The sequence below is a fragment of the Frondihabitans sp. VKM Ac-2883 genome (assembly GCF_015350875.1).
Taxonomy (GTDB): Bacteria; Actinomycetota; Actinomycetes; order Actinomycetales; family Microbacteriaceae; genus Frondihabitans.
Window position 1 is genome coordinate 135,182 of the sequence record NZ_JADKSF010000003.1, and the last position, 13,904, is coordinate 149,085.

Here is a 13,904-nt window from a genome sequence, read left to right on the forward strand (position 1 = left end):
TACCCCGCTGCTCAGCGACGCAGCCGAGCCCGCGCCTTCGCCCGGAGACCCGACAGCACCCCGCCGCGCGATGCGTCTCGGTAGTCCAGCAAAAACACCCAGCCGTTCTTGCGGTCGCTCTGCGGCTGTAGGGCCGACCCCTCGGGAACCGGCGGCAACGGCATGCGAGCCGTGACGACCGCGAGCTCCTGGCCACCCACCGAGGCGCCAGCGGTAAACCGCCCGAGCACCCGGTAGCGCCCGGGCGTCGGCAGCTCCTGAGCGAGGACATCGGCCGACCAGCGGCCCTCCTCCAGCGCGAGGGCGAGAGGGATATCGTCACCAGCGTCGGGCCGCAGCACGAGCACGGCGCCAACGAGTGCCTCGGACCACGGGGCGGGCCCTGCGAGCAGCAGCCGATCCGGCTGCACCTCAACACGCTCCACGACGAGAGGCGCCGCTCGACGCACGAGCGACACGCGTCGCACGGCATCGGCGTCACCGGCCCGGACGGCCTCGAGCATCCAGCGGAGGATCTCCGACTCGACGCCGCCCGGCTCGAGCGTCGAAATCGCCGTCGTACCCGCCAAAACGCTGACCGCCGGCACGAGGTCTTCCACGGCCGACAGCGCCGCGTCATTCGCCAGAGCGGTGAGGGGCCCGTCGACCGCGAGGCGTTCCAGGTCGATTGACGTGGCCGGCCCGTGCGCCAGCGCCACGAGCGTGCGGCTCCACTCTTCCAGAGCCGCGGAGTCGTGGAAACGCTCGTCACGCGCACGGGCCGAGGAGCGGGCAAAGGATCGCGCACGCCCGATCTCCCCCGCCTCGACCAGGGCGAAAAGGGCACGCCGATCGGCCGTCGCGCTCTCGAACGCGTCGCGCGGAACCACAGCGAGCATCTGGGCCAGCGCCTCGGCGACCTCGGGGCTCAGACCCGCTCCCTCCTCGAGCTGACGGAGGTAGGTCGAGAGGTGGACCCAGCCGTCGGCATCGAAAACGAGGCGCGAATACGAGGCGGTCACGGCCGGGTCAGAGAAGTCGTCGACGATCTCGGCGCAGATCGCTTCCTGCTCGAAGTAGAGACGCGCGGCGACGTCGGCGGGGGTTCCGGCCGTCATCGACGTCGTTCCGGGCCGGTCACGGTACAGGTAGACGCACGACGCGACGACATCCATCGACGTGGCCAGAACGAACGACCTCGTCATCGGCACCATGTCGTCGTTCCGCGGTATCTCGGGGAACGCGAGCGCATTGCCCTCCCAGAACGAGCGGCGGAAGACCCGGTTCCACGCGGCGCGGCCGCTCACGAGAGTGGGCACACTCGACGGGGTGACACCCTGCAGGTCGGTGTCGAACGGATGCCACCGAGCAGTGGGACTCCAGGTGGAGCCGGGTGAGAACTTGAGGTGGTCGCCGATCGCGAAGTCGGAGCCGCTGCTCTCCAGGCTGTCGACCAGGGCCGAGTAGGCCCCCTGAGGAATGAGGTCGTCGGCGTCGGCGAAGACGAGGTACCGACCCGTCGCGAGGAGCGCGCCCTCGTTGCGAGCCGCTGCGGCACCGATGCCGGAAGCACGATGGTGTCGAACGCGCGCGTCGCGCTCGGCGGCGGCCGCGATCCGGTCGCCCGTCTCGTCGGTCGACCGGTCGTCGACCACGATCACCTCGAGCGAGTCGACTCCTGCCCCGAGCACGCTGTCGAGCAATTCGTCGATCCACGGCGCGACATCGCGGGCGGGGATGACGACGGAGAGCAGAGGTGCGGGGGGAATGAGGATCTCCTGTGGTTCAGAATCACGGTTCACTCTCGATTGTGCTGCATAGCACCCCGTTCGGCTTCGGTGTACCCCTTTCGAGGTTCTGGTGTACCCCCGCGCGGGTGCCTAAGCTGACCGCGATCATTCTTCTCATCTACTGAAATCGGGTTCATAGATGTCTCTCGCTCTTCGTCGCGGCTCGGTCGCAGTAGCCCTTGCCGCGGCACTCGTCGTCGCGGCCGTCGCGCCCGCGCAGGCGGCCTCGGCGCCGGCTCGTGTCACGGGCGCCCACGTGAACAGCCAGTCCTGGGCGAACCGGACCGTCGCGCTGTACTGGAAGGCCGTCCCCGGGGCGACCTACTCGACGAAGTGGTCGACATCGACCTCCTTCTCGTCGGCGAAGTCGAAGAAGTCGACCGCCGCCAAGGTCTCGGTGGGGCCGCTCAGCCCCGGCAAGACCTACTACGCGGTCGTTCGGGCGATCAAGGCGGGCAAATCGGGCGCCTACTCGGCTCGGGTCACTCTGACCCTCAAACCCGGCTACACCGGCCTGTTCTCCTCCGTCTCGGCCAAGGCCGCGACGGGCGGCATCACCATCAAATGGGGAGCCGCGCCCTACGCCACCGACTATCGCGTCACGTCGTCGGCCGGGCCGGACAGGAGCCGGAGGCCCGACTACTGGGTACCGAGCACCACAGCCTGGTTCTCGGCGTTCAATCCCGTCACCAAGGCCCGGAAGATCACCGGCAAGGCGAGTCAGCTCACCTCGACGCCCTACGGCAATCCGATCTACGCCCAGGTGCAGGCACGCAGCACCATCAAGCCGTCCGCCCACCTGCGCGACTCGGCTCAGGTCGTCGCCTGGCCCGCTCCGACCAAGCCGGACTCCTCCGGGCTCGGCGTGAAATTCGCCAGTTACAACGTGGAGTGCTCGGGCTGCGAGAAATCGGGCACGGCGAAGTGGCCGACTCGTGGGCGAGTCATCGCGCAGAACATCAGTGCGCAGGCTCCCGACGTGTTGGCAGCGGTCGAGGCCAGCGGGGACTCCGACAGCAATCCCTCGAACCCGCAGCGCCAGGTCTACCTCGATCTCGATTCGCGCCTCTCCGCCCTGAAGCTCACCGACAGCGACCCGGCCCCGAGTACCTCGAACCAGGGCAACCGGCTCTACTACAACCCCTCGAAATTCACTCTCGTGTCGAAGGGCTGGCTCTCGGGTATCCGCGACTACAGCAAGGCTGATACGCACTCCACGAACACCCCGTGGGCGAAGCTGCAATCGAAATCCGATCCGAAAACGCAGTTCTTCGTCGTCGCGGCCCACTTCAGCATTCCCACGACGTCGAGCAAGAACGAACGCAAGACGCTTCTCGGCAAGAACTCCGCACAGTTGCTAAAGGCGCTCAATGCCAAGAACACGACCCATCTCCCCGTGATCCTCGGTGGCGACTTCAACGACAACAGGTACCCGGAGGGCCGTATCGACGGCGCTCAGCCCACCCTGATCCGCGGTGGCTTCTACGACTCGTCAGCGTCGCTCCATCGTTACGGCACCTACAAGTCGACGTACAACAACTCGCAGTCACCTTCGAAGCAGATCTCAGACCGTAACGGCGACGGCCAACGAATCGATTACATCCTCACGCAGGGAATGCGGGGCAGTCAGTCCTTCACGAACGTCTGGAACCCGAAGACCGCCGCCGGTAAATCGCTGTCGCTCGTTCCGTCTGATCACAATCTCATCACCGCGGTGCTTCGCGTTCCACGTAAATAGCACAAGGGAGACTGCGGCGCTCCTCACATTGCTTATATGAAACATGGTGCACTAGTGAGAGATCCAAATGGTCGGCACCGTTGCGGCCATATGATGTCCACATGATCTTCGATCGTCGGCGATCTCCTGATATCGCCTCAGGGGGCTCGTCAACGGAGCTCGTCGACTTTCGTGAACTGTCAGGAGAGGGCGCCGTCGTCGCGGTCGCAACTGCAGACACCGCACCGCAGTTGCTGTCCGCGCTCAGGGCGCTGCTCGGAGATCGCCTTTCGCTCCTGCAGGATGAGGACGGCGCGAAGCCCCTCGACGAGCCCGCCTCCGCGGCAGAAGAGCTGTCGCAGCGCCTTGCCGCAATCGGTGCCGTGCAGTGCATTCTCGATCTGCGAGTGGCGACATCACTCGAGCGAATCCTGCTCTGGGAATGGACTTTCCTGCACGTGATCGAAGGGGGCTCGTATGTCTCCCCCGTGGAGGTCAGCGAGCCCGACTGGGTGGCCTCCCTCGATGCGCTCGTCGGACGGCATCGCCCCGTTCGCGAATTGCGCATGCTCGGCGACGCGCTCGGGAGCAGGACGATTCGATCGGGCTATGTCGTCCTGACCAAAAAAGGCGAGCACCTCTTCAAAGTCCGCGAGGCTCGAGCGAACGCACTTCTCCCCCTCCGCCTCAGTTCCAAAGCCCCCACGATCATCACGAAGCTCCCGCACGGCGAGCACACGTCGTCAACGATCGTCGTCCAGCACGGCACCGGGCAGACGATGCCCGACACGACGTTCGCGTACTCCAATCGGACCCTTCGCCGGTATGACACCGAGGTCAGCCTCGGCGACACCATGCTGGCGACCATCGACAACACAGCCCTCCCCTCGTCTTTCCGGTTTCCCTGGTCGGGCAGTGACGTCAATGGCGCGCTCGTCAACGTCACCAAAGAATTCGCGACTCGGCAGTCACCGGCTCACGACGCCGTCTCTCTGCCGGGTGCTTTCTACGATCTGAGCCCTTCCGTACCGGGGCACTTCGGGCACATCATGACGGAGTCCGTTGCCAAGCTCTGGGGATGGGACGAAGCCCGGAGGAGGGATCCTCGTCTCCGGGCGATCTGCCGAGTACCCGCCGCCGACCACGACCCGGTCGTCGAACGCACCCTTTTCACCGCGTTCGGCATCGACGAGGCAGACATCGAGTGGGTCGACTCCGATGTGGTCGTCGACTCGTTCGTCTCCGCCTCGCTCCTCTGGCAGAACTTCGCCACCCACCACTTCCACCCGGCGATTCGCGAGACCTGGAACCGCCTGAGACGGGAGCTCGTCGTCACGGATGAGAACGCCCCGCAGAGAATCTTTGTCTCACGGACCCTCTCGAGCACCAACAGAGCCTGTCGGAACGCGGCCGAGGTCGAAGCCCTCTTCGAACGCAACGGCTTCGTGGTCGTGAACCCGGAGACCCTCTCGGTCAGCGAGCAGGCGAGCCTCTTCGGGAACGCCGACGTGGTCGCCGGGTTCGCCGGGTCGGGCATGTTCAGCATGCTCTACGCGGAGCATCTCACGAACGTTCTCGTGCTCTCGCAGGACTCTTACACCGCGCGCAACGAGTTCCTCTTCGCGACTGCTTTGGCCGATCAGGTCGACTACTTCTGGTCGAAAGCGGACATCGCCCACGGCACGAGGTTCTCGGAGGAAGCCTTCCACTCACCCTGGGAGTTCGACCTCGCCCTGCACGAGACGTGCCTCACCGACCTTCTTCAGCAAATCGATCGAGACGCCCAGTGACCCAGCCCCACATCCGCCGATTCGGATCAGACACCGCACCTCCCTCCGGCATGACCATCATCGTGCCGGTCTACAACGTCGCGAGATATCTTCCTCGTCTGCTCGCGTCGCTCTCACGGCAGACCGTGGACATCGCCTCCGTGCAGGTCGTCTTCGTCGATGACGGCTCGACCGACGACAGCCTGGCGATCGTGACGCGGTGGGCCGAGAGACCGGGCGGATCTCGCATCGTGGTCGAGCAGGAGAATGCGTGGGTGTCGGCCGCCCGTAATGCGGGTCTCGCAGTCGCGACCGGTCGCTGGGTCACCTTCGTCGACGCGGACGACGAATTGGGCGACACCTATCTCGCCGAGATAGCGAAGATGCTCGCCGCGCACGATGACGGTGACCTCGCTCTGGTCGTCGCCCACCAGCTGCGAATGGACGATTCCGGCCGGCTCACCGACAACCACAGCCTCCGCTTGAAATTCAGCCGTGGCTCGCGAGTGGCCGACATCCGGCGCGAACCACTCGTCCAGATGAGCGTCAACTCCGCCTTCTTCCTCCGACACGTTCTCGACGAGAACGGGATCGCGTTCGATCTCCGCATCAAACCGGTCTTCGAGGACGCGCACTTCGTCGCGAGGTACCTCCTGGCGTCGACGTCGCCCAAGGTGGGTCTCGCGGCATCGGCCAAATACCACTACCGCACCCGCAATGACGGCACTTCGCTCATGCAGACGCACTTCGACAAGCCGGAGAAGTACACGAGCGTCCTGCGGCACGGTCACCTGGAACTCCTGACCGAGGCGGCGGAGCAGGGTCCGATTCCCCGGTGGCTGGAGAACATGGTTCTCTACGACCTCTTCTGGTATCTCCGTAACGAGCAAGACACCGCTTCCCGAAGCGCCGCCGCTCCCCCGGAGGTGTTCGACGAATTCCACGGGCTGATGCGAGAGATCGTGCAGCGCCTCAGCGCGGAGTCCATCGCCTCCTTCGCCGTCATGGGCGTCGACGACCTCTATCGGCGGGCGCTCCTGGCCGGCTACACGGGCTGGCTCGAGCACCCCCACCACGTCGTCTTCGGCCCCGTCGACGAGACGAAGCAGCTGATCTGTCTCAGCTATTGGTTCGTCGGAGAGCTCCCGCACGAGCGGATCTCCGCCGACGGAGCAGAGATAGTCGCCGAGCACGAGACGGTGCAGGACTTCACGTTCTACGGCCGCGTGCTGCTGCGCAAGCGAGTGCTCTGGGTCGCCCGGGGCGGCGGGCTCCGGCTCGCCGCCGCCGGACGCTTTCTCGACTTCCAGGCCGACGACGATCTCGCCCCCGAGTCCGTCCTCACCGAAGCCCGGCTCCGACCCGCAATCCTTCGGCAGCGACCCGTCGGCGTGGAACCGTTTGTCGACCTTGAGACGACGATCTCAAGGCACCTGTCGTCGACTGTTCGTGGGGTCGCGCGATCGGTTCGACGGACGCTTTCGCGAGCGTCGGTCCAGGACCACCGGTTGGCGCTCGAGGCACGCTCGTCGAAACGACGAGCACTGTTCGACCACGCGTGGGTCTTCATGGACAGGGATACCGACGCGGGTGACAACGCGGAGCATCTGTACCGGTACGTTCGCCAAGAGCACCCCGAGATCAACGCCTGGTTCGTCTTGAGGCGCGATTCACGGGATTGGTCTCGACTGGCCGCTGAAGGCTTCCGCCTCGTGGAGTACCAGTCCGACGACTGGCGGATCCTGCTGCTGCGGGCTGATCACCTCGCGTCGTCCCACATCGACAGCTATGTCGTCGATCCCCTCGACGAACGACGGTACGGGCGTCCGCACTACCGCTTCACGTTCCTCCAGCACGGCGTGATCAACTACGACATGTCGCGCTGGCTGAACACGAAGAACCCCGATCTCTTCGTGGTGACCACTTCCGCCGAGCATGCCGCGATCGCTGGCCACGGCCCGTACCGGTTCTCCACGCGCGAGGTGCGTCTGACGGGATTACCTCGACACGACGCTCTTCTGTCCAAGCGAAGTGCCGTCCCGCCCAACGACCGACGTCTCTTTCTCGTCGCCCCGACATGGCGCAAAGATCTCCTCGGGGATCAGCGCGCGGGCTCGAACGAGCGCTCTCGGTTGGAGAACTTCTCGTCGAGCAGCTACGCCACCCACTATGCCGAGCTCCTCGGCGACCCTCGCCTCAAAAGCGAGCTCCGAAGCCGGGGGCTCGAGCTCGCGTTCATGCCTCATCCCAACATCCGGCCGTATCTCGACTCGTTCGGCCTCGGCCCTGACGTGACAGTCCTCGACTATGCAACGAGCGACATCCAAGACGTCCTGGCTCGGACAGCTGTATTCGTGACCGACTACTCGTCTCTCGCTTTCGACGCAGCCCTCCTCTCCATTCCGATGATCTACTTCCATTTCGACGCTGATGCCTTCTTCGACGGCAGCCACGCCCGTCGCGGCTACTTCTCGTATCTCGACGACGGCTTCGGGCCAGTGGCGTCGACGGTCGACCAGGTCGTGGATGCCGCGACTTCGCTCGACAGTGAATCGAGTGACCCTATACCCCTGTACGAGACCCGGATGACCACCCAGCTGGTCTTCCGAGACGGGAACAACGCGGGACGTGTCGTCGATCGGATGCTCGAGCTCGACCAGCGCGGCCCTCGGTGACACCGTCGGCGGCAATGCAGCAATGTGCAGAGAGATAGGTAGGCTCGATCCGTGATCATTCGGGAACTCAAAGCGTTCGAAGACGACCGCGGCAATCGGATCGAGTACACCGGCGAGCACGCACGCGAAGTCAAAATCACGATTCGCGGAGAGAACAACCGAATCGCGATCGACTCGACGGCCCGGCTGGGCCGATTCGTCGTCGATATGGACTGCGACAACGGGTCGCTCACCATCGGAGCGGGCCAGGGTGCACCTCCCCTCAACGCAACGATCCGAATCGGCCAGGATTCGACGGTCACCATCGGCGACAACGTCTCGTCGACCAACACCTGCGTGATCAGTGCGACCGAGGGCACGAGCGTGTCGATCGGCAACGACGTCATGCTCGCCAGCCAGACTCAGATTCGAGCCGATGACGGCCACGCGATCTTCGACGTCGAGACCGGTGATCGTGTCAACGTGTCTCGATCGATCTCCATCGGCAACCACGTCTGGCTGGGGATGGGAGCCGCGGTGCTCGGCGGTGCCTCGATCGGTGACGGCACCGTCATCGGATACGGCTCGCTAGTGACTCGCGCGCTCCCCAACAACTGTGTTGCTGTGGGAACCCCGGCAAAAGTCGTCCGCCGCAACGTGGCGTGGGAGCGAGCGCACCTCTCGCTCTCGAAACCGTTCTACAAACCGGACGCCTCGACCGTCGAAAAGTCGAGCTACTGGCACATGACAGAGGATCCGGAAGACGACTCTTCCGAGCAGGATTGAACAGAGCTGTAAAGACGAAAGGCCCGAAGTGACCAAGATCAAACTCGCAATAATCGGCTCGTGTGTAACGCGCGAAGCCTTCATCACCCGCAACAACCCCGAATACAAGAAGCTCTATGAAGTGGGGGCTCTCTCGTGGCAAACCAGTCTCGTGAGCTTCATGTCGGCCCCGGTGGTACCGGCAATGGCGCGGGCGATCGTTCCTAGCTCGAGCATGAACGAGCACGCCACCAACACGATGAATCGAGACCTGGAGAAGACGGACCGTGATGAAATCGAGGCTTATAAGCCCGATTACCTCCTCTTCGATCTCTACTCCGACGTTCGCTACGGGATCGCGCAGCTCCTCGACTCCTACATCACCAACAACTCGAACAACTTCCGCAAGACGGATTACTTTAAAGCGGGCAAAGGCTTCACGACTCTCCACATGATGAGTGACAGCAAGAAGTACATGCCGATTCTGAACGATGCCATGGATGCGTTCTTCGCCTGGACAAAAGAGCGCCTTCCTGACACGCGCATCGTCATGAATGCCTTCCACTACAGCTCGTACTACCGCGAGGGTGGCGTCGATTTTAACTTCATTAAGTCGCACGGTGACACGTCCCGTGACAACCTCTACCGCCGTCTGCTCCAGGAGAACGGCAAATACGACGAGTTGTACAGCTACATCCAGGAGAAGTTCGCGCCTCTGACGATCGACAACAGAGACAAGTCGTACTACGGAGACGCCGAGCACCAGTACGGACGTACTCCCTGGCACTTTGGACGGCCGTTCTTCACCGACTTCATGGCCGATCTCGACCGAATCGTGCTCGAAGACAAGACAGGCGCCGCCGAGCCCGAGCACGAGCCCTCGGCGACCCTGGCCCAGTAGTCACCCTCGAGTCATCCGCCGGCTGCCGGTCGATGCGACGGAGTCACGTCGCTCGACCGACGCCGGCCAGATCGTCTTCTCAGACAGCGGGCTCGACGATGCGCGGGCTTCCCTCGAGAGCCTTCATCGCCCCGAGGACGCGCTCCGCGGACTGCCCGTCGCGCACAGGGAAGGTCGCGGCAGTACGCGCGACGTAGGTGTCTTCCGATCGGTACTGCCGGTCGGCGATGCCGGAGAGCGCCGAATACATGCCGTCGACCGTCTCGACGACGGGGCCGAAGCCGTCTCGCTCGTAGTTGAAGTACCCCTGGCGCCCACTGTGCGACCCGCTGAAGAACTGCGAGAAGTCGAAGTGAAAGTAGACCAGGGGAATGTCGAGAAGACCTGCCTCGAAGCCGAGAGATGAGTAGTCGGTGACGAACGCCGCCGCTCGCGCGAGAACATCCTGCACGCCGTCGACGGCGAAGTCGAGCACGACGACGTCGCTCGGAAGCACGAACTCGTCGAGATATTCGCCGAGGAGCGGATGCGGCATGAAAGCGATCTTCTTGCCGGTGCGAGCGGCGAGGTCGCGGATCCTTTTCGACGTCAGCAGCTCGGTGTACTTCTTCGCGAACGTGCTCGCGGCGAAGTCGGGGTTGCGCGCCCAGCGGCCCGAACCGGGGATAGGCGGGCCGACGAGATACTGCCGCCACGTCGGCATGATGACGATGAGATCCCTCTCGTCGTCCGACAGTGAGGCGCGCTTGCTCAGAAGCGAGTCGAAGCGAGGCAGTCCGGTGAGGACCACCTCTTTCTGGGTGAAGAAATACGGGCCGTGGCCCCCGATCGCCGCCTTCTCCTGCGGGGTCGACACCACGAACAGGTCGGGCCTCTTGCTGTTCAGCCAGCGAGAGAGGTCGTAGTTGATGACTCCGTGCTGGAGAAAGGTGAAATAGAAGCGGGGGGCACCGAAGACCGACTGCGGTAACGGCTTCACGACGTAGTCGGCGATGTGCGACGACGCGAGATGGTCGGCCTGCAGGATGAGCAGACGCCACTCGAACGATCCGTAGTCAACGAGCCGGAATCCCTCGGCCTCGAGCCGTGCCCAGTCTTTGGAGTCGCGCCTGAGGACGAACCACGAGTTGACCTCGGGGTGGTTCTTCCACACATGGCGGTACATGTGTTCGCCGTTGTCGTTCGCATCCGTGTCTCGGTCCATGAAAACCCAGGCGTGCGCGAATCGCTCTCGAGAACGTCGAGAGCGGATCGCGAGCGAGACGGCCGCGGCCTTCGGCTCACGCGAGGTGACCCAGTCCCGTGCGCCGCTGATTCGCTCTTTCACGACCCGCTTGAGGTGGGGCGCCGCGCGTTCCGAGATGGCGAGAGGGTCAACTAGGCGACGCCGCTGAGCGAGGATCTGGGGCTCGATGCTGGCGCTGGTGAGGATCTCACCCGGCACGAGGTTTCGACTGCGTCCGACGGGGACGGGCCTGCCGTCGAGGAACACCCGAGTGGCTTGGCCCCGCGGAAGCCAGACGCGTCGAGATCGGACGAGCGTGCGGCCGAAGAATTCGAAGTCTTGAATCGTCTCGAAGACCGGTTCTGCCTGCTCGCCATCCACGAGGAACGCCTCGGCCGGCATCTCACCCGTGAACCACCACGAGAGCTCGACCAGCTGGAGGATCTCGTCGACACGGCCCAGGACAGCCACATCGGGCTTCAGCGGTTCGTCGGCATACCCGCTCCGGAGAGCCTGGCGAACGCTGACGTCGAGGCGCTCCAGCGAGTAGGAGCGGATGGCGTCGTCGCCGAGGCGACGCAGGATCTCCCCGGCGAGTGCATGGAACTCGTCGAAATCGGCGGGTGACGCCTGCGCCGTGGGTGATCGGATGAAGCGCTCTCGCCGAAAGTAGCCCGCGAGATCGTGAAGCACGACGTTTTCGAGCCACCGCTCGGTCACGTCGTCGAAATCGGTGAGGAGTGCCAGGTGCCCGTACCGCAGCGTGTCCGTGTACGCCCTGCGCTCGGCATAGCGATTCTGGATCAGCGGTGACGCGTCGGTGAACTGCCGGGCGATGTACTTGGCCGAGGCCATGAGCCCGACTCGACGGAAGCCGTGGGTAGCCAGGAATCGGGTGGCGAACTCGGCTTCGACGAACGAGTCGCCCACGCGCGTGTCGAAGGCGTTGCCGCCACTGACCAGCGCGGCTCGGCGGAAGAACGCGGCCGTGACCGACATGTTCACCACCGGCTCCCACCGCAGGTCGGCTACTCGCGAGCCTCGCTCGTAGCGAGCGCGGGACGGGTGGCTGTCGACGACCGTGCCGTCGACGTTCTCCAACACGTGCGCCGTGACCAAGCCCAGCGACGGGTCGTCGTGAACGGTGACGAATTTGTGGACGGCTGCCAGGTAGTCCTCGCCCAGCACGTCGCGGGGAGACGGGAACGAGACCCACGTCGCCGTCGTGCGCTCCAGGCCGAGGTTGCGAGCCTCGCTGGCCGACTCGGAGTCGACGCGATAGAGCCCGATCGGTGTGCGTCGCGTGCGAGCCCACTCCTCGACGATCGGCCAGGTGGAGTCGGCCGACGTGGTTCCGACAAAGACGAGCTCGGTTTCGCCGGCCGCCACATCCGAGTCGACGAGAGAGGCCAGGAACGCCGAGACGTCTTCGTCCGGTCCCCCGAAAGCAACGACCAGGGCGAGCGTCGGCTCTCCGGAATTCTTCGACTCGGTCACACGAATCTCCTTAGCGTCCGGGAGCGAGCACAAAGCCCTCCCCGGGTCAAACGGTCGAGGTGTAGGCGTCGATGACGCGCTTGGCGGGCCCTACGACCTGGAGTTCTCCCCGGTCGAGCCACGCCACCTGATCGCACATGTCGCGAACGGTGCCCATCGAGTGCGACACGAGGATGACCGTGCGGCCATCGGCCTTCATCTCGGCGAACTTGTCTCGGCAGCGCTTCTGGAACGTCGCGTCTCCGACCGACAGCACCTCGTCGACGACGAGGATGTCGGGTGTCACGGCGATGGCGACGGAGAAGCCCAGGCGCACATACATGCCCGACGAATAGTTCTTGACGGGCTGGTCGATGAAGTGCCCGACGCCCGAGAACGAGACGATGTCGTCGAACTTGCGCGTGACCTCTTTGCGCGACATGCCGAGGATGGAGCCGTTCAAGAAGACGTTCTCGCGGCCCGTGAGCTCCGGGTGGAATCCCGAGCCGACTTCGAGTAGCGACGCCTGCTTGCCGCGGGCGGTGATCTCGCCCGACTCGGGCCAGAGGATCTTGGCGAGGCATTTGAGGAGGGTCGACTTGCCCGACCCGTTCTTGCCGATCAGGCCGAAGGTCTGACCGTGGGGCACCTCGAACGAGACGTCTTTGAGCGCCCAGAAGTCTTCGTGCACCGACTTCTTCCGGTTCATCACCGCGCTCTTCAGCGAATCGTTGCGCTCCTGATACATCCGGAACTTCTTCGACACATGCTCGACGGTGACAGCAGCGTCGCTCATAGCATTTCCGCCAGACGCTTCTCGTTGCGCGAGAAGATGAAGTAACCAAGAGCGAGCGACGCGAAAGCGGCCACCACGATATAGAGCATGTCTGTCCAGTCAGGCCAGGTGTTGTCGTACAGGAAGTTGCGGAACACCGTGGTGAACCGCTCCATGGGGTTGACCTTGTAGAGGTCGAGAATCCATGGCTTATTGACCTTCTGGGCGGCCTCTTCGACCAGAGTCAGCGGATAGATGATCGGCGTCAGATACATCCACATCTGTAGCGCGATGCTGACGAGGTGCTGCATGTCGCGGAAGTGCACGTTGACGATGGCCAGCATGAGGCCGAGACCGGTGGCGAACATCGCGAGAAGCACGATCGAGACGGCCACGAGCGGCAACCAGGGCCAGATGAACGAGCCGAACGCCGCGAGCGCGATGAGGAGCACGCCCATCTCGATGAGGAACGTGAAACCGAACGAGCCCACCGCGGCGAGCGGCAGGTTCATCCGGGGAAAGTACACCTTCTTGATCAGCGAGCCGTTGGAGACGATCGATGTCATCCCCGCGTTGAGAACGTGGCGGAAGAACATCCAGGGCAGCAGACCGCACATGAGCCACAACGGGTAGACGTTGAGGCCGCTCGGGTTACCGACTTCGATTCGGGCTTTGAAGATGAAGGAGTAGACGATCGTGTAGATCACCATCGTCGCAAGGGGATTGATCAACGACCACAGCTGCCCGAAGACAGTGCGCCGATATTTACCCTTTACCTCACGCGCCGTCAGGTTGACGAGAAGTTCGCGCGACGAGATGAGGTCGTTCAAATAGGTCATAGGTCTTAGTGGCT

Annotated in this window: 9 protein-coding genes; 5 read left to right on the forward strand and 4 right to left on the reverse strand. The window is 63.9% G+C overall.

Going from position 1 to position 13,904, the window contains the following annotated elements:
• Positions 1–11 precede the first annotated feature (11 nt).
• Complete coding sequence (locus ITJ49_RS06875) at positions 12–1,781, reverse strand: glycosyltransferase family 2 protein (RefSeq protein WP_194603201.1); 1,770 nt, start codon at positions 1,779–1,781, stop codon at positions 12–14.
• Between the two features lie 127 nt (positions 1,782–1,908).
• Here ITJ49_RS06875 and ITJ49_RS06880 point away from each other — a divergent pair, with 127 nt between their 5' ends.
• The 5 genes from ITJ49_RS06880 (at position 1,909) to ITJ49_RS06900 (ending at position 9,575) form a co-directional block, all read left to right on the forward strand.
• Entirely contained in the window at positions 1,909–3,507 is a 1,599-nt protein-coding gene (locus ITJ49_RS06880) for an endonuclease/exonuclease/phosphatase family protein (RefSeq protein ID WP_194603204.1), read from the forward strand.
• Between the two features lie 101 nt (positions 3,508–3,608).
• Entirely contained in the window at positions 3,609–5,276 is a 1,668-nt protein-coding gene (locus ITJ49_RS06885; RefSeq protein WP_194603207.1) for a DUF563 domain-containing protein, read from the forward strand.
• The gene (locus ITJ49_RS06890) at positions 5,273–7,930 is read left to right on the forward strand and encodes a CDP-glycerol glycerophosphotransferase family protein (protein WP_194603210.1); all 2,658 of its coding nucleotides are present in this window, start codon (positions 5,273–5,275) and stop codon (positions 7,928–7,930) included. The genes ITJ49_RS06885 and ITJ49_RS06890 overlap by 4 nt, the downstream gene beginning before the upstream one ends.
• A 51-nt stretch (positions 7,931–7,981) precedes the next feature.
• Positions 7,982–8,695, forward strand: a complete 714-nt coding sequence (locus ITJ49_RS18175; protein ID WP_370544404.1) for an acyltransferase — start codon at positions 7,982–7,984, stop codon at positions 8,693–8,695.
• 28 nt (positions 8,696–8,723) lie between these two features.
• Positions 8,724–9,575, forward strand: coding sequence for a DUF6270 domain-containing protein (locus ITJ49_RS06900; protein WP_194603213.1), 852 nt, complete (start codon positions 8,724–8,726; stop codon positions 9,573–9,575).
• Between the two features lie 79 nt (positions 9,576–9,654).
• Here ITJ49_RS06900 and ITJ49_RS18180 read toward each other — a convergent pair whose 3' ends face one another.
• The 3 genes from ITJ49_RS18180 to ITJ49_RS06915 are packed head-to-tail and all read right to left on the reverse strand — an operon-like array spanning position 9,655 to position 13,890.
• The gene (locus ITJ49_RS18180) at positions 9,655–12,297 is read right to left on the reverse strand and encodes a CDP-glycerol glycerophosphotransferase family protein (RefSeq protein ID WP_194603216.1); all 2,643 of its coding nucleotides are present in this window, start codon (positions 12,295–12,297) and stop codon (positions 9,655–9,657) included.
• 46 nt (positions 12,298–12,343) lie between these two features.
• Complete coding sequence (locus tag ITJ49_RS06910) at positions 12,344–13,072, reverse strand: ABC transporter ATP-binding protein (RefSeq protein ID WP_194603219.1); 729 nt, start codon at positions 13,070–13,072, stop codon at positions 12,344–12,346.
• On the reverse strand, positions 13,069–13,890 hold the full coding sequence (locus tag ITJ49_RS06915) for an ABC transporter permease (protein ID WP_055959440.1): 822 nt from the start codon (positions 13,888–13,890) through the stop codon (positions 13,069–13,071). Before ITJ49_RS06915 ends, ITJ49_RS06910 begins: the two co-directional genes overlap by 4 nt.
• Between the last annotated feature and the right edge of the window lie 14 nt (positions 13,891–13,904).